17 protein-coding genes are annotated in these 14,776 nt (G+C 66.3%); 9 read left to right on the top strand and 8 right to left on the bottom strand.

Features of this window, described 5'->3' with window-relative positions; genetic code table 11:
- Positions 1-77 precede the first annotated feature (77 nt).
- Entirely contained in the window at positions 78-1,343 is a 1,266-nt protein-coding gene (locus tag LAQ58_RS01500; RefSeq protein WP_224448861.1) for an amidohydrolase, read from the top strand.
- An 11-nt stretch (positions 1,344-1,354) separates the two neighbouring features.
- Here LAQ58_RS01500 and LAQ58_RS01505 read toward each other — a convergent pair whose 3' ends face one another.
- The 3 genes from LAQ58_RS01505 to LAQ58_RS01515 form a co-directional block, all read right to left on the bottom strand.
- The gene (locus LAQ58_RS01505; RefSeq protein WP_224448862.1) at positions 1,355-1,978 is read right to left on the bottom strand and encodes a hypothetical protein; all 624 of its coding nucleotides are present in this window, start codon (positions 1,976-1,978) and stop codon (positions 1,355-1,357) included.
- A gap of 57 nt (positions 1,979-2,035) precedes the next feature.
- Positions 2,036-3,007, bottom strand: coding sequence for a succinylglutamate desuccinylase/aspartoacylase family protein (locus LAQ58_RS01510; protein ID WP_224448863.1), 972 nt, complete (start codon positions 3,005-3,007; stop codon positions 2,036-2,038).
- Positions 3,008-3,199: 192 nt separating this feature from the next.
- Positions 3,200-4,180 carry a bile acid:sodium symporter family protein gene (locus LAQ58_RS01515; protein WP_224448864.1) on the bottom strand — a complete coding sequence of 327 codons (981 nt, stop codon included), beginning with the start codon at positions 4,178-4,180 and terminating at the stop codon, positions 3,200-3,202.
- A 475-nt stretch (positions 4,181-4,655) separates the two neighbouring features.
- Here LAQ58_RS01515 and LAQ58_RS01520 point away from each other — a divergent pair, with 475 nt between their 5' ends.
- The 7 genes from LAQ58_RS01520 (at position 4,656) to LAQ58_RS01550 (ending at position 10,285) form a co-directional block, all read left to right on the top strand.
- Positions 4,656-5,516 carry a ubiquinol-cytochrome c reductase iron-sulfur subunit gene (locus tag LAQ58_RS01520; protein ID WP_224448865.1) on the top strand — a complete coding sequence of 287 codons (861 nt, stop codon included), beginning with the start codon at positions 4,656-4,658 and terminating at the stop codon, positions 5,514-5,516.
- A gap of 51 nt (positions 5,517-5,567) precedes the next feature.
- Complete coding sequence (locus LAQ58_RS01525; RefSeq protein ID WP_224448866.1) at positions 5,568-6,014, top strand: DUF7548 family protein; 447 nt, start codon at positions 5,568-5,570, stop codon at positions 6,012-6,014.
- Positions 6,015-6,153: 139 nt separating this feature from the next.
- Positions 6,154-6,687 (top strand): peptidylprolyl isomerase, encoded by a 534-nt coding sequence (locus LAQ58_RS01530; protein ID WP_224448867.1) that lies wholly within the window; start codon positions 6,154-6,156, stop codon positions 6,685-6,687.
- A gap of 107 nt (positions 6,688-6,794) precedes the next feature.
- A complete protein-coding gene (locus tag LAQ58_RS01535; protein ID WP_224448868.1) occupies positions 6,795-7,139 on the top strand; it encodes a DUF5802 family protein in 345 nt (114 codons plus the stop codon).
- An 80-nt stretch (positions 7,140-7,219) separates the two neighbouring features.
- Positions 7,220-8,113: a Vms1/Ankzf1 family peptidyl-tRNA hydrolase gene (locus tag LAQ58_RS01540; protein WP_224448869.1), complete on the top strand. Its 894-nt coding sequence runs from the start codon at positions 7,220-7,222 to the stop codon at positions 8,111-8,113.
- 91 nt (positions 8,114-8,204) lie between these two features.
- The gene (locus tag LAQ58_RS01545; RefSeq protein ID WP_224448870.1) at positions 8,205-9,248 is read left to right on the top strand and encodes an N-acetyltransferase DgcN family protein; all 1,044 of its coding nucleotides are present in this window, start codon (positions 8,205-8,207) and stop codon (positions 9,246-9,248) included.
- Positions 9,245-10,285, top strand: coding sequence for a dipeptide epimerase (locus LAQ58_RS01550; protein ID WP_224448871.1), 1,041 nt, complete (start codon positions 9,245-9,247; stop codon positions 10,283-10,285). The genes LAQ58_RS01545 and LAQ58_RS01550 overlap by 4 nt, the downstream gene beginning before the upstream one ends.
- A gap of 57 nt (positions 10,286-10,342) precedes the next feature.
- Here LAQ58_RS01550 and LAQ58_RS01555 read toward each other — a convergent pair whose 3' ends face one another.
- A complete protein-coding gene (locus tag LAQ58_RS01555; protein ID WP_224448872.1) occupies positions 10,343-11,380 on the bottom strand; it encodes a DUF7972 family membrane protein in 1,038 nt (345 codons plus the stop codon).
- A gap of 93 nt (positions 11,381-11,473) precedes the next feature.
- Entirely contained in the window at positions 11,474-12,313 is an 840-nt protein-coding gene (locus tag LAQ58_RS01560; RefSeq protein WP_224448873.1) for a PspA/IM30 family protein, read from the bottom strand.
- A 52-nt stretch (positions 12,314-12,365) separates the two neighbouring features.
- Here LAQ58_RS01560 and LAQ58_RS01565 point away from each other — a divergent pair, with 52 nt between their 5' ends.
- Positions 12,366-12,998: an alpha/beta hydrolase gene (locus LAQ58_RS01565; RefSeq protein WP_224448874.1), complete on the top strand. Its 633-nt coding sequence runs from the start codon at positions 12,366-12,368 to the stop codon at positions 12,996-12,998.
- Here LAQ58_RS01565 and LAQ58_RS01570 read toward each other — a convergent pair whose 3' ends face one another.
- From LAQ58_RS01570 to LAQ58_RS01580, 3 genes are read right to left on the bottom strand one after another with little or no spacing between them, the layout of a single operon-like run.
- Entirely contained in the window at positions 12,999-13,322 is a 324-nt protein-coding gene (locus LAQ58_RS01570; protein ID WP_224448875.1) for a transcription factor S, read from the bottom strand.
- 30 nt (positions 13,323-13,352) lie between these two features.
- Complete coding sequence (locus LAQ58_RS01575) at positions 13,353-13,952, bottom strand: DUF8135 domain-containing protein (RefSeq protein ID WP_224448876.1); 600 nt, start codon at positions 13,950-13,952, stop codon at positions 13,353-13,355.
- Positions 13,945-14,766, bottom strand: coding sequence for a GumC domain-containing protein (locus LAQ58_RS01580; RefSeq protein ID WP_224448877.1), 822 nt, complete (start codon positions 14,764-14,766; stop codon positions 13,945-13,947). The genes LAQ58_RS01575 and LAQ58_RS01580 overlap by 8 nt, the downstream gene beginning before the upstream one ends.
- Positions 14,767-14,776 lie beyond the last annotated feature (10 nt).

Below are 14,776 nucleotides of genomic sequence, written 5' to 3' on the forward strand. Positions count from 1 at the left end.
CCCTCGACTCCCCTCCAACGAGTCCCTCGATTGTCGGGACACCACCTGTTTTGTACTGCGCCACCGCAGAGCGAGCCATGTCCATCGAGAACCTCTCGCTCACCGAGATTCGACGCGACCTGCACACCTACCCCGAGGCGGGGTGGAAGGAGTTCCGAACGACCGCGCTCGTTGCCGAGGAACTCGACGGCCGCGGCTTCGACCTCCGTCTCGGACCTGACGCCGTAAACGTCGACGGCCGACTGGGCGTCCCCTCCGACGACGAACTCGCCGCGGCCGAGGAGCGCGCCCGCGACCTCGGCGCGCCCGAGTCGTACCTCGACAGGCTCGACGGCGTCTCGGGACTCGTCGCGACCAAGCAGTACGGCGACGGGTCGGGACCGACCGTCGGCGTCCGCGTCGACATGGACGCGCTCGAACGACAGGAGGCGACCGACGACGACCACCGCCCCGCCCGCGAGGGGTTCGGGTCGAAACACCCCGGCGAGATGCACGCCTGCGGCCACGACGGCCACACCGCCATCGGCGTCGGCATCGCCCGTAAACTCGACGAAATCGGGAATTTCGACGGCACACTCAAACTGTTCTTCCAACCCGCCGAGGAGGGCGGCCGCGGCGGGAAACCGATGAGCGAGGCGGGTCACTTCGACGACGTCGACCACATGGTCGCGCTCCACCTCGGACTCGGCGAGGAGACAGGGACGGTCGTCGCAGGCTACGACAACCCGCTGTCGAACGCGAAACTCGACGTGACGTTCCTCGGCGAACCCGCCCACGCCGGCGGCGCGCCTAACGATGGCCGGAACGCGATGCAGGCGCTGGCGACCGCAGTACAGAACCTCTACGCCATCCCGCGGCACGCCGACGGCGCGACCCGCATCAACGTTGGGCAGGTCCACTCGCCGAACGCCCAGAACGTCATCAGCGAGGAAGCGCGCCTCCGCGTCGAGGTGCGCGGCGAGACGGCCGAACTGAACGAGTACATGCTTGAAAAGGCGAACCGCGTGGTCGAACACGCCGCCGCAATGCACGACTGCGAGTTCGAGACGAGTCTCTACGGGAAGACGACGACGTTCGAGAACGACGCGGAGATGGTCGACGCGGTGACGGCTGCCGCCGAGAAGGTCGACTCAGTCGACGAGATCAAGGAGCGAAAACCGTTCGGCGGCAGCGAGGACGCCTCGTATCTCATCCGCGAGGTACAGCGAAACGGCGGGACGGCCTCGTACGTTGGCATCGGCGCGTCGAACCCGGCGGGCCACCACACCGCGTACTTCGACATCGACGAGGCGTCGCTGGACATCGGCGTCGACGTGACGTGCGAGACGATTTGCGAGCTCTGAGTCACGGGACGTTAGACGACCTCGAACAGCGCACCCAACGCTACCCGGTCGGTGTCGACGCCCCAAACAGCCCTGCTGGCATCCAGACAGTACCGCCCCGACTCGAACTCGACGCCAACAGCCGCCCGGTCGCTGTCGTACGTTCGGTCACCTTCGGTGTCGACCGGGACCGTCCACGTCCACGACTCGCCCGAGGGAATTTGGTCGGCCGGTTCCTCAATCATCTCTCTGACGTCTACGTTCTCCCACCCGCCGTCGCGTTCGCGCCATATGGTCCATGCGAAGGGATTGATGGAGATTCGCCCGTCCAGTCGGTTGACCAGCGAGAACTCGGCTTCGTCGCCTATTTCGACTTCTTCCGCAGACGGTCGGAGGTAGATCGCTGTCTCGGCGGTTGACTCGTGGTAACAGCCGTCAACGTCGTTGGGACACGACTCGTCGGCAAAGCGTGATTCACCCGGCGAGTCCCCGACCAGCGTCGGGTCCGGAGTTTCCGCCTCCGTCTCGGCCGGAGTCGCCATCGACGTTTCCGACTGCGTCGCCTCCGCGAGGTCTTCGTCGCTCGGAGCGAACTGACAGCCGGCGAGGCCGACGAGCATTGACGCCGACGAGGCGAGGAGGGCGCGGCGCTGCATGGTCGTTGCTCCGGTGCAGTCGGTATATGTCTTCTGTGGTGAACGACGAACGCCGGATTATTCGACGTCCAGCAGCGCCACGCCGACGAGCGTCTGCCCCGCCGTCACCGTCGACTCCAACGCGACCGAGTAGAGCACGCCGTCGCGGTCGGCTTCGACTTCCTGGAGGACTTCGTACGTCGTCGGGTCGAACAGGCGTCCGAGGTGGTCGCCCGAGGAGACCGACTGGCCGAGTTCGACGTCGTCGTCGACGAGGAACAGCCCCGAGTCGGCGGCTTTCACGCGGCCGAGGTGGTTGCGCGCGACGGTGCCGTTCCATTCCTCTTCGTCTCCGCCTCCCTCGGCGTCGCGCATCCCCATGTGTTCGAGGACGCCGAACATTCCTTCCACACCTGCTTCTACGGCCGGTTCGACCAACTGCTTGTTGTGCGCGAGTTCCGGCGTGATGGAGGGGATGCCCTCGCGCGTAGCGGCGACGCGGAGTTTCCCGCCGAAGTTACGCTCGCTCCACTCCGTGTCGGCGTCGTCGCCCGCGGCCTCCGCGAGAAGCAGTTCCGTACCGAATGCCTCGGCGAGCGCACGGGACTCCTCGTCGCCCTCGAGGTAGACGGTGTGGGTGAGCATGTCGGGACTACCGGTGTGGAGGTCGACGATAGCGTCGGCCTCTCCCGCGTACTCCCAGAGGCGGGCGGCGATTCGCTGGTGGAGCGACCCGTCTGCGTCGCCCGGCCAGACGCGGTTCATGTTCGGATTGACGGAGTCGATGACTTCGGGCGTGGTGTAGGAGACGTAGTCGAACGTGAGCGGGTCGGCGACGGGGACGGCGATTACTCGTCCCTTCAGTTCGTCGTGGTCGAGTCGCTCGTGGAGGCGGCGCAGGACTTCGGTGCCGTTGACCTCGCGGCCGTGCTGTGCGGCCTGGACGTACAGCGTCGGCCCGTCTTCGTCGCCCTCGTAGGTGTGAACCGTCGTCTCGACGGGGACACCCGAGGGGAGTCGCGTGAGCGTGAGTCGCTCTGCGGTGTGCATGATTTTCACTCGGCGTGAGGGGTGATGTATCTGCGGGTGGCGGCTGCGGTGGCGCGAAAACGGGGTCAGCGACCGAAGCGTCTCGCGGGTGGTCAAGTCCTACGGGAGCCGGTCCAGCCGAACTTCGTCCTCGGTGACGGTCTTGTGCACGCGGGCTGTCATCACAAACAGCGCCAGACGTGCTGGAGCCGCTCACCGGTCGGTCGCCGTCGCGGCCCCTGGCTCGCGGTCGTCGACGGAAGAGAAGTAGCTCGCTAGCGCCGGCCCGGAGACGTTGTGCCAGACGCTGAACAGCGCCGGGGCGAGCGCAGCGGCCGGGCTAAAGAAGGCGGTCGCCAGTGCGACAGCGAGCCCGCTGTTCTGGAGACCTACCTCGAATGCGCAGGTCCGGGCGCGGTCCTCGGACATCCCGGTCGCGCGTCCGACGCCGTAACCGGCACCGAGGCCGATGGCGTTGTGCACGACGACGGCGACGACCACCGCCGCCGCGGCCGTGAGGATGTTCTCAACGTTCAGGCCGACGACGGCGGCGACGATGGCGACGATAGCCGCGACGCTCACCGCCGGGAAGACGTCCAGTCCCGCCTCGGCGACGGCGGGTGCCCGTCGGTCGAGGACGTAGCGGAGCGCGAACCCGAGCACCACCGGAATGATGACGATTTGGACGATGCTCGTGAACATCTCGAAGAACGTCACCTGCAGCTGTTCGCCCAGGAGGAAAACGACCCACGCGGGCATGATGACCGGCGCGGCGAGCGTCGTCACCGTGGTGATGGCGACCGACAGCGCAACGTCGCCCTTCCCGAGGTAGGTCATTACGTTCGACGCCGTGCCGCCCGGCGCCGCGCCGACGAGGATGACCCCGACCGCGAGTTCCGGCGGTAGCGCCAGTAGGACGGTCAAGCCGTACGCCGCGGCCGGCATGACGAGCCACTGCGCCAGCGCGCCGATTGCGACGTCCCGCGGGCGCTCGACGAGTCTGCGAAAGTCCTCGGGGGTGAGCGTCAGTCCCATGCCGAGCATGATGACGCCGAGTAACGGCGAGATGTAGGGGGCGATCCAAGTGAAGGTGTTCGGCGTGGCCAGCGCGACGCCCGAGAACAGCAGCACCCAGACGACGAAGTACTTGCTCGCGAATCGGCTCACGCGCCGAAGCGCATCGAGCGTGCTCATCGCGTCTCACGCCGGAGTCGCCGACGTGCCGCGTCGATTTGTATCATGTACCACACCAGGATCAGGCGCTCTGGAAATATCTGTCGATGAGACAGTTGGGGGCCGCCGATGGGATCCTCATCGTCTCACCGTACCGCTTTCGTCTCCGACACCGAGAGCACCGTCGACACCACTAGCGATACGGTGCTGCCGCCGTTGACACCGCTACCGACACGGTCCCGTCGCCGTCGATGCCGTCTGCTCAGAGTCACCTCGTCGGTCCAGCGTCTCTCGGGTCGCTCGAACCGTCCGGGTCGTCTCGCGGACGCGAATCTTCGGAGGGGGCGTCTCTCACCGGCGACGACAGCTACTAATCTTCATACACGTCCCTACGGTGCAGTTCGTACCCGAGTCGACGGGAGGCGAACACTATGCACCCGAGTGAACTTCGAAGCGAACGGCCGACCGCAGTGCCCGGAGAATCGCGGGGGCGCCGATGAGCGACGTCGATACCGATGTCTACCCGTCGCCGACCAAACGGCGGCGGTTCGTCAAAGGGGTCGTCGGAGCCAGCGCGCTCACCGGACTCGCGGTGATCGGTGAGGCGACGGTCGACCTGACGACGAATCCGACCGGCGAAGGTGGCGGAATCACCGAGTACTACGGTATCGACGTCGTCGGCGGTCCGGCACCCAGGGGAATGCCACAGATACCCGTCGAAATCGACGACGAAGGCTACCTCCGGGGCGTCTGGCCGTCCGTGGAGACCGTCGGCGGCGGCGCCGACGCGGCACCGGTCGCTCGAACGCAGTTGGGCGGTATTGTGTACAGCAACGAGTGGTTCCAGTACTGCGGCGTCGAGACCGCCCCGGGCGTCGACCCGACGACCGAGGAGGACAACTACTTCAGATACGCTGAGTCCAGTCAGTACGAGTGGCAGAACCAGGAGGTGTCGCCGAACGACCGAGTCAACGTCGCAGATTTCGAGGACTATGAGACGTGGGGGAACGGAATCGGTCAGGAGGGCGTCGGCAAGCCCGCACTCGTCACGTGGCGGTCGACGAACGTCGAAGACTCTGCGGCCGTCATCCCCGTCCAACTCATCAGAAGCGTCCGCATCGAGCGAGCGGCGCAGGACAACCAGTGGATGCGGGCCAGCACCCAACAGGGGTTCATCGCCATCCTCGACAAATGCACCCACTTCTGCTGCGTCCCCGGCTACAAGATAGACCCGGCGAGCGCGCGATTCGGCGCCGCGAACGGCATCTACTGTCCGTGTCACCAGTCCGTCTACGATCCGTTCGTCGTCTCGCGGCAGTCGTTCGTCGCGTTTCCCCGACCCGAGGGGGACGAGTAGTGTGACGAACCTAGCGCCCGACAGCGACGGAAAACCGACCGGGGTGACGGTATGACGGTGGCCGACCAGTCCACACCCGAACGCTCGGCGCGAGCAGCGCCTCGTCTCCTCGTCGCTCTCGCCTCGCTCGGCGTCTTTCTCGCCGTCTTCCTCCCCTTTTTAGACCGAGGAACTGGCATCTGGGTGTACTACTCTGCGTCGGTTCTCGGCCCGCTCACCGTCGGTGTGCTCGGGGTACTCGTCCTCCTCGTCGTCGGGGCCGGACCGCTCACCTCGATGAGTCCGGCCACGCTCGCAGGCGTCGCCCTCGGTGGGAGCGTCGCGATGGTTATCGTCGCCGCGTTCTGGGCTCTCTCGGTCCGCCACGAGGTCGTCCTGTCGCTCTCGCGGCTTGACCTGTTCGCCTACCACCGCTGGATTCTCCTCGGACTGACGCTCGTCGCCCTCGCGGGCGCGGTCTGGTACGCGGTGGCGGCGAGGGGTCGGTCGACGGCGTAGCGCCGACCAGCGATCCCGTCTGTACGGTCGCTCTCTCGCCCCGTTTCGGCGTCGCTCGATGCATCGGCCGAGGCGCCGCCGCCGTTCCCGACGGCGACACGTCAACGGGCTTTTCACCCCCGGAGTCAACGGGACGGGTATGGCCGACCAGGAGAACCCTGACAACCCGACAGCGGTACTCAAAACCAATCACGGCGACATCACCGTCGAACTGTTTGAAGAGCGCGTTCCGCGCACCGTCGAGAACTTCGTCGGTCTCGCGACGGGCCAGAAGGAGTGGACGGATCCCGAGACGGGCGAGACGAAAGACGGCGAACCGCTGTACGACGACGTGCAGTTTCACCGCATCATCGAGGGCTTCATGATTCAGGGCGGCGACCCGACCGGAACCGGTCGCGGCGGTCCCGGCTACCAGTTCGACGACGAGTTCCACGACGAACTCGGCCACGACGGTCCCGGCGTACTCTCGATGGCGAACTCCGGTCCGAACACGAACGGTTCGCAGTTCTTCATCACGCTCGACGCCCAGCCGCACCTCGACGGCCGCCACTCGGTGTTCGGGAAGGTCATCGACGGGATGGACGTCGTCCGCGAAATCGGTTCGGTGCCAACCGGCCGCAACGACAAACCGACAGAGGACGTCGTCCTCGAATCGGTCGCGATTTACCGATAGTTCGGCACCGACAGTCGTTTTTTAGGGCCGTCCACTGTGGTTGCGCGTCGACATAAATCGTCGCGGAAACGCTTATATGCGAGAGTGGTAGACAGTCACATGCACAGATGTTCGAACGATTCTCCAGCGGCTACTACCTCGGTAAACTGTACGTCGAACCACACGACTGCGACCGCCCTACGATCCACCGAGCGGACCACGAGCGGATGAACGAGCAACTGTACCTCACCGGCGATGGCGTCGAGCGACTCGACGCGCCGCTGGTGATGAAACTCGACACGACTCACTTCCCCGTCCTCGGCGACGACGACGTGCCGACGGGGACGCTCGCGCTCCCCGAATCGATGGCGACCGACGACCTGCCGGACTCCTGTGAGGTGTTCCTCGCGACGGCCGACCGCGCCTCCGAACTGCTCCGATACGCCGGCTACGAGGCACCGACCGGTACCTGAGCGGACCGCTGGCGTCCCCGCGCGACTCCACTCGCCGCCGACCCCCGCAGTTGAAGTCCCCGGCCCCCACCTCTCGGGGTATGCTCGACGAGTTGCTCGGCCGCGCCGAGTTGAAGCGGCGCATCGAGGAACTGGAGGAGGAGAAGCACCACCTCGAACGCCGCGCCGCCGCCGAAGAGGAGCGCAGAGCCGACGCCGTCACCGCCCGACAGGAGGCCGAAGAGCGTGTCAACCGTCTCGAAGACCGCATCGCCGAACTCGACGACCGGGTTGAGCGACTGCAGGGCGAGGAGGAGTCAGAGCTGGATTTTCGCGGAACCGAGACGCTCCGCGGCGCTCGCCTCGACGAGGTGCTCGACCGTCTCCGCTCGTTCCGGACCGGTCAGGAGGGAGCGCTCACCGCGATGGTCGGCGACGACTCGGTGCCGGACGCTGTCGAGGAGGCGCTTGGCGAACGCGCAGCACTGGTCCGTCGCGCCGCGCCGTGTCTCGTCTACACCGACGACGCCGGACTCGTGAACGCGGCGCTCTCGCCGCCGCGTTCCCCCGAGCGCGTCTGCGAGTGGGGCCAGTCGTTCCGGGTGGAGGCGTCGTGGTTCCGACCGACCGGTCGCTTCGCGTTCGCCGTCGCCCGCGCCGACCTGTTCGCGCTCGGCGAGTACGACGGCCGCGAGCGCCTCTCCGAGCGCGGGTTCGAGAGCGACGTGAAGGAGAAACACTCGAAGGGCGGGTTCTCGCAGTCGCGATTCGAGCGCATCCGCGACGGTCAGATAGCCGACCACGTCGAGAAGTGTCGCGAAGCGATCGCCGACAGCGACGCCGAGACGACGATTCTCGTCGGCGACCGCGAGGTGGTCCGCGAATTGCGCGACGCCGTCGACGTGACCGCGACGAGCGACGCGGGCGGATCGCCCGAGGAGGCTTTAGACGAGGGATTCCGCGACTTCTGGGCGACGAAACTCTCACTTCTGTAGCTCTCGCCGCTTCGGTCGGCACTCGTGTAGCGTTGCGGCACATCGAACCGCTGGCAACCGATTTATCACATCCTGCCGCGTGCACCCGGATATGACCGCTACCGGGACCGAAAGTCGCCGTATTGTCGTCCTCGCCCACGAGAAGTTCCCCGACCGCGCGAAAACCGCGACGGGCGTAATGCGCTACGGAAACGACGAAATCGTCGCCGTACTCGACCGCGACCGCGCCGGAACGCGCGTCCGCGACCACCGGGCGGACCTGCCCGACGCGCCCGTCGTCGCCTCGTTCGAGGACGTATCGAAGCCCGAAACGGTCGACGCGCTCCTCGTCGGTATCGCGCCCATCGGCGGCGGGTTCGACGAGACGTGGCGGCCGGACGTTCGCGCCGCCATCGGATCCGGCTGCGACGTTATCGCCGGACTTCACTACTTCCTCGAAGACGACGAGGAGTTCGCCGCGCTCGCCGCCGACCACGGCGTCGAACTCGTCGACGTGCGCAAGCCCGACCCCGACCTCACCGTCGCGCAGGGCGTCGCCGACCAGGTGTCGGCGGAGGTGGTGCTCACCGTCGGCACCGACTGTTCGGTCGGGAAGATGACGGCGACGCTCGAACTGGTCGAGGCCGCCCGCGAGGCGGGTATCGACGCGGCGTTCGTCCCGACCGGCCAGACGGGAATCATGATTTCGGGGTGGGGCCATCCCATCGACCGCGTAGTGAGCGACTTCACCGCGGGGGCCGTCGAAGAGATGATTCTCGAAATCGGCGACGACCACGAGATGCTGTTCGTCGAAGGGCAAGGAAGCATCGTCCACCCGGCGTACTCGGCGGTCACCTGCGGCATCCTCCACGGGTCGATGGCCGACAAACTCGTGCTCTGCCACGAGGCGGGCCGCGAGGCGATTCACGGCTACGAGTCGTTCTCGCTCCCGCCGCTGTCGGAGTACGTCGACCTTTACGAGTCGCTCGGGTCGGCGGTCCACGAGACCGAAGTCGTCGCCGGGGCGCTCAACACGTCGGCGCTCTCGGACGCCGACGCCGCGGCCGCCGCCGAGGAGTACGGGGACGAACTCGGCGTCCCCGCGAGCGACCCCGTCCGCTTCGGGTGCGACGAGATTCTGGAGGCGCTTCGGTGATTCTCACCTCGGAGTTCGAGCGCGTCGAACTGCCGCTCGAACACCCGTTCACCATCTCCCGTTCGACGCAGGAGGTCGCCGAGAACGTCGTCGTAAAACTCACTGACGGCGGCGGGATGACCGGCGTCGGCGCGGCCGCCCCTTCGAGACACTACGGCGAGACAGCCGACACCGTCGAGGCGGTGCTGCCGGAACTGCTCGACGTGGTCGAGCGCGTCGGCGACCCCCACGCCTTCGACCGCATCGAGCGCCGGATGCGTGAGCGCGTCGAACGGAACCCGGCCGCCCGCTGCGCGGTCAGCATCGCCTTACACGACCTCGCGGCCAAGCGCCTCGGCGTTCCGCTCTACCGGATGTGGGGCCTCGATCCCGACGACTGTCCGCCCTCCTCCTTTACTATCGGTCTCGACACGACCGAGCGCGTCCGCGAGAAGACCGAGGATGCCGTCGATTCGGGGTACAGCGTGCTGAAGATCAAACTCGGCACCGACCGCGACGAAGAGCTCGTCGAAGCCGTCCGCGACGCCGCGCCCGAGGCGACGCTCCGCGTCGACGCCAACGAGGCGTGGACGCCGCACGAGGCCGTCCGGAAGAGCGAGATGCTCGCCGACCACGACGTGGAGTTTCTCGAGCAACCGGTTCCGGCGTCTGACCCCGAGGGGTTGAAGTTCGTCTACGAGCGCAGCGCGCTCCCCGTCGCCGCAGACGAGTCCTGCGTCACGCTCGCCGACGTACCGGCGATCGCAGACCGTGCGGACATCGCGAACATCAAACTGATGAAGTGCGGCGGCCTGCGAGAGGCGAATCGGATGATTCACACGGCACGGGCGCACGGTCTGGAGGTGATGCTCGGCTGTATGGTCGAGACGAACGCCGCTATCGCCGCCGCATGCCACCTGGCGCCGCTTCTCGATTATGCGGACCTCGACGGGTCGCTCCTGCTCTCGTCGGACCCGTACGCCGGCGTCGATCTCTCGGAAGGGACAATTCGTCTCGAAGACGTGGGGCAGACGGGAACCGGCGCACGACTCCGATAGCGGGAGTGAGACGATCCGTGCCGGGAATTTTTCTCCCGGCCCCGACCGTCTCGTTTCTCAGTCCCAGCTGATGTCGTCCGTTCGGTCGGTCTCTCGGAGGATGAACGGCCCGATGGCGAGCGTCCGCTTTGCGACCGTCGCGATGCGGAGGATGTACGACAGCAGGAGCAGAAACGGTGCGAGCGTCACCGTTGTCGCCGCCGAGACGATCCAGACGAGGTTGTCGACACCGAGCGTCCGCCCCGGGAACTGCGTCGGGTCGACGTACAGCATCATCGAAACGGTCACCACGAGCGCGGGAAGCGCGGCGTAGAGCAGGACGCGCGAGAGGTTGACGAGTTCCCATTGGAAGTAAAGCGTCTTGAAGTGCTCGCGGGCCGGGCCGAAGAACTTCAACACGTCGATGACGTCGGCCAGTGCCTCGTGGGTCTCGTCGGTGAGATCGTCGTAGCTCTGTTCGAGTTGCCGCGCTTCGTATATCTTCCACGAGTAGTTGAAGTTGAGCGCGGCGAACAGCACGTCGAACGTCCCGAACTGGGCTTCGTTGAGCTGTTCGCCGACCGCGGTCGCGTTGTTGGTCAGGCTCTCGACGAAGTCTCGGATGTTCTCTTTGGCCTCTTCGTCACGCTCGTCCGACACAGCGTCGCCGAGGTCGTTGGCGTGCGTTTGCAGGCCGTCTAGCAGTGTCTCCAAAAACGAGGCGGGGTCGGGTGGCATGATGTTCCCGTCTACGTACGCCTCAACGTCCTCGCGAAAGTCGAGCGACCCGCTCATCCGGCCGCGCTGGTCGCCGAGCGGCCCCAACTCCTGCGAGAGAACGAGCTGATTGAACGTGACGACGAGGGTAACACCCGTGACGACAGAGTTCACCATCGGCGAGAACAGCCACCACAGCGCGTTGTAGTTGGAGATGACGCGGCGAATCGGCGCGAGTTGCGCGTACCCCAGTAGGACGAGCGTAGCGAAGATCCCGAAGGCGACGATACCCGCGACGACCCATCGGTTGGCGTTCATCAAAAACCAAAGCTTCCAGCGACTCTCCTCGACTCGGCCCCGCATGGTGTCTTTGGGACTCGAGTCGTCGGAATCAACCATACGGACTGTTCGGCAAGGCGGCATATAGAACTCGTGGCGGCACGACCGCGGAGCCGGGGGACCCGACGACTCCGCTCCGATTCCGAACGTCGGCTACTCCGCGCGCGACTCCTCTTCGTTCTCCAGATCTTCGAGTTCGGCTTCGGCGTCGCCGCTCGCCTCCTCGGAGTCCAACTCCTCCAGTTGGGCGTCTATCTCCTCGTCGCTGGCAGTGTCGTCCGCTTCGGTGCTCGACGACTTGCCCATCTCGGCCTTCAGCGTCTCCAGTTCGCTGTCGACTTCGCCGCCGCTTCGCATCGAGTCGAGTTCCCGGTCGATGGAGTCCTTGTCCGATAGCGCGTCGTCGAACGCGCCCGTGTCCTGCAGTTCGTCCATCGCCGCCGAGCGCGCCTCCATGTCGTCGGTCCGCTCCTCAGCGCGTTCGATGGCGCGGCCCACGTCCTCCATCTCGTCGCCGACGCCGGTCATCGCCTCCGAGACGCGGGTGGACGCCTCCGCCGCCTCGTAGCGTGCCTTCATCGTCTCCTTCTTCGTGCGGAATTCCTCGATGCGGTTCTCCAGCTGGTTCTTCTTGTCGACGAGGTCGTCCTGCGTGTTCTGCAGTTGCGCGATCTGACCCTCCAACTCCTCGATCTGGGTCATCTTCGACTGTTTCTTCTCTAAGGCTTTCCGGGCGAGGTCCTCGCGGTCCTGTCGGACGGCCTCGCGGGCCTGTTCGTTGTGCTTCTCGACGTTCTCTTCGAGACGGCGTTTCTGTATCTCCAGTCGCTTCTTCTGGGTCGTCAGGTCGGCGATCCCCTGCTTGACGTCCTGGAGTTCGTCGCGCATCTGCTCGTAGGAGTAGTCGAGCGTCTCGTTCGGGTTTTCCGCGCGGTTGAGGAGGGCGTTGATTTTCGACCGCACGACGTACGACATCCGCGAGAGTATTCCCATATCTCCACCTTGTGTACGCTGGCCTTAAAACCTCATGCGAACAAGGTTTCCCGTGACAGATTCGGAGACAGTGCTGATTCCGGGCGGGAGAGACGTTCGCGGAACGCTCGACGAGAGCAGCGATAACGACGAAAACGACGAACCGTTCGACCACGTGGTCGTCGCCTGCCCGCCGCACCCCCAACACCGCGGCCACCGCGGCGACGAACGACTTGTCGCCGTCGCCGACGCGCTCACCGAGGCGGGAGTCGACTGCCTCCGCTTCGACTACGGCGCGTGGGACGAGGGCCGCGGCGAGCGAACCGACGCGTTGAACGCGCTCGACTGGGCCGCCGAGCGGTACGATTCTGTAGCTTTGTTCGGCTTCAGTTTCGGCGGCGCGATCGCGCTCCTCGCCGCGGCCGCCGCCCGCGACACCGTCGACCCGGTGGCCGTGAGCGCGCTTGCTCCGGCCGCTCGGCTCCCTGCTGACCTCGACGCGGCGGCCGCGCTCTACGAGATTCGCGCGCCGGTGCAGGTGGTGTACGCCACGCGCGACAGGACCGCAGAGTGGGAACCGGTCGTCGACGGGGCGCGCGAACTCGACTGTGAGGTCGTCGGGATGGAGGCCGACCACTTCTTCATCGGCCAGTCGGCGAAGGTGGCGGAGACTGTGGGCGAGTTTCTGGTGTCGAAGTTTGCGTGACTAGTTGTACCCGCGCCACCGCTTCCCACACGACTTGCACTTGAAGAACCGCGTCGGCGGTTCGTCGGCCGACGCGGTCTGCTTGATGGTGTACCACGCTTCGCCGTGACCGCACTTGTCGCAAGTCACGTCGTTGGCGGTCGGTTTCCCCTCAAAGTCCGCGCCCTCCTCGGTCTCGATGACCTCGCTGTCGGTCTGCGATTCAGTGGAGACGAACTCGGCGGCGCGCTCCTCGTCGCGGTCGGCGCTCGCGCCGCAACTGGTACAGACCATCGCGCCGTCCTGGTTCACCATCATCGAACCGCAGTCGTCGCAGAACTGCATACCGTCGCCTACTCGCTCCGGCCCCAAAGGTCAGTCGGAGCCGTTTCGATCCGACCCGTCCCGTCGCCCGTCGTCGTGTCGGGCGCTCCCGTCTCCGGATGCGTCTGCGACGGCGTGCGCCGACCGCCGACTGGTTCCGGCGCTGCTCTCGTCGTCGACTATCGGGCAGTTGCGGACCCGAAAGCGCTCGAAGCCGACCGTCTCGACGATGTCGGTTCCTTCGTGAGAACAGCCGAACTCCGGCGGCGACTCGAAGTGCGGGCAGGTCTGGCAGTAGTGGCGCTTCGAGACGACGTACGTCTCGCCCTCGTCGGCTTCGACGGCGGGCGTCGTGTCGGCGTTCGGCGCATCGAGGGCGGCGTCCCCTTCCGCGACGGCGTCGGCCCACTCGTCGACGACCGAGGCGTCGAACGTGTCCGCGCCGGTGGTTCCGTCGCCACCGACTCCGTCATCGACGGCCGATTCGAGCGACTCCCACGGGTCCGCGGCGTCGGCGTCGTACGTCGGGAGTTCGTCGAACGGGTCGGGTTCGTCGTCGCTCCGCGCGTCGAGGCGGTCGACACCGCCGTCGTGGTCGTTTCGCTCGCCTTCGCCGTTTCGGCCGACGCCGTCGGGGCGGTCCTCAGACATCGGCGTCGGTCAGCGGGAGGGGAGTGTCAGTTTCCGATTCGGCTTCGATCGTCAGCGTCGCCGACCCGAACGGCCAGCTCGCGGGTTCGACGCCGGCGAACGACGCCCCGCAGTGCGGACACGTCGGCGACGAGAGCAAGCCCAGATGCACCGCCTCGCCGCAGTCCGCGCAGACGGCCCTGCTCACGCCGTTTCGGTGCGCGGCTTCGAGAAACTCGTCGAGCGCGCGTCGGTCCGCTGCTGCGGACTCCGCTCGGGACATCCGCTCGCGAAGGTCGACCGTCGTCCGCGCGAGCGTCGTCAGTCGTTGCTCCAGCGTGTCGACCCGGTCGAACAGTTCCTCGAACGTCTCCGATTCTTCTACTAACTCCGAGTCGATGGTCTCGGAAAGCGCCTCGACCCGCCGTTCGAGCGATTCTACGTCGGCGTTCGCCCGCGCCGCAGCCTGCCGAATCTGTGGGTGCTCGTGGTCGTTCGGCGCTTTTTCGTCCGTCTCGCGCTTCACCTGAACGACCCGGCTGCGAACGTCGTCGATTTTCTCGTCGACGTTCGACTGGACGCCGTCGACCCGGTCGTCGAGCGCGTCGAGTCGCGTCGTGAGCGTGTCGAGCGCCGACTCGAACTCCGAGGGATCTACGTCCGAGAGGTCCGCGTCCGACGGCTGTTCGCCGTCGGCCGAGCGGTCGGCGAATACCTCCGCCTCCGGCGCGTCGGCGCCGTTTTCGGTCCCTTCTTTCCCGTCGCGTTGCGACTCGACCGGTGCCGTCGACTCTAACGCCGCCTCGTCGCTCGGTTCCGCCCGGTCGTCAGCCATCTGAAATAGC

The organism is Haloprofundus salilacus, assembly GCF_020150815.1.
GTDB lineage: Archaea > Halobacteriota > Halobacteria > Halobacteriales > Haloferacaceae > Haloprofundus > Haloprofundus salilacus.

Excerpts from the sequence above, each read along its gene's own strand:
- LAQ58_RS01515 (WP_224448864.1), bottom strand. The coding sequence starts at position 4,180 with ATGAGCACGCTCGATGCGCTTCGGCGCGTGAGCCGATTCGCGAGCAAG.
- LAQ58_RS01500 (WP_224448861.1), top strand. The coding sequence starts at position 78 with ATGTCCATCGAGAACCTCTCGCTCACCGAGATTCGACGCGACCTGCAC.
- LAQ58_RS01545 (WP_224448870.1), top strand. The coding sequence starts at position 8,205 with ATGACCGCTACCGGGACCGAAAGTCGCCGTATTGTCGTCCTCGCCCAC.
- LAQ58_RS01520 (WP_224448865.1), top strand. The coding sequence starts at position 4,656 with ATGAGCGACGTCGATACCGATGTCTACCCGTCGCCGACCAAACGGCGG.
- LAQ58_RS01575 (WP_224448876.1), bottom strand. The coding sequence starts at position 13,952 with ATGTCTGAGGACCGCCCCGACGGCGTCGGCCGAAACGGCGAAGGCGAG.
- LAQ58_RS01560 (WP_224448873.1), bottom strand. The coding sequence starts at position 12,313 with ATGGGAATACTCTCGCGGATGTCGTACGTCGTGCGGTCGAAAATCAAC.
- LAQ58_RS01555 (WP_224448872.1), bottom strand. The coding sequence starts at position 11,380 with ATGGTTGATTCCGACGACTCGAGTCCCAAAGACACCATGCGGGGCCGA.
- LAQ58_RS01535 (WP_224448868.1), top strand. The coding sequence starts at position 6,795 with ATGTTCGAACGATTCTCCAGCGGCTACTACCTCGGTAAACTGTACGTC.
- LAQ58_RS01580 (WP_224448877.1), bottom strand. The coding sequence starts at position 14,766 with ATGGCTGACGACCGGGCGGAACCGAGCGACGAGGCGGCGTTAGAGTCG.
- LAQ58_RS01525 (WP_224448866.1), top strand. The coding sequence starts at position 5,568 with ATGACGGTGGCCGACCAGTCCACACCCGAACGCTCGGCGCGAGCAGCG.
- LAQ58_RS01570 (WP_224448875.1), bottom strand. The coding sequence starts at position 13,322 with ATGCAGTTCTGCGACGACTGCGGTTCGATGATGGTGAACCAGGACGGC.
- LAQ58_RS01510 (WP_224448863.1), bottom strand. The coding sequence starts at position 3,007 with ATGCACACCGCAGAGCGACTCACGCTCACGCGACTCCCCTCGGGTGTC.
- LAQ58_RS01505 (WP_224448862.1), bottom strand. The coding sequence starts at position 1,978 with ATGCAGCGCCGCGCCCTCCTCGCCTCGTCGGCGTCAATGCTCGTCGGC.
- LAQ58_RS01530 (WP_224448867.1), top strand. The coding sequence starts at position 6,154 with ATGGCCGACCAGGAGAACCCTGACAACCCGACAGCGGTACTCAAAACC.
- LAQ58_RS01540 (WP_224448869.1), top strand. The coding sequence starts at position 7,220 with ATGCTCGACGAGTTGCTCGGCCGCGCCGAGTTGAAGCGGCGCATCGAG.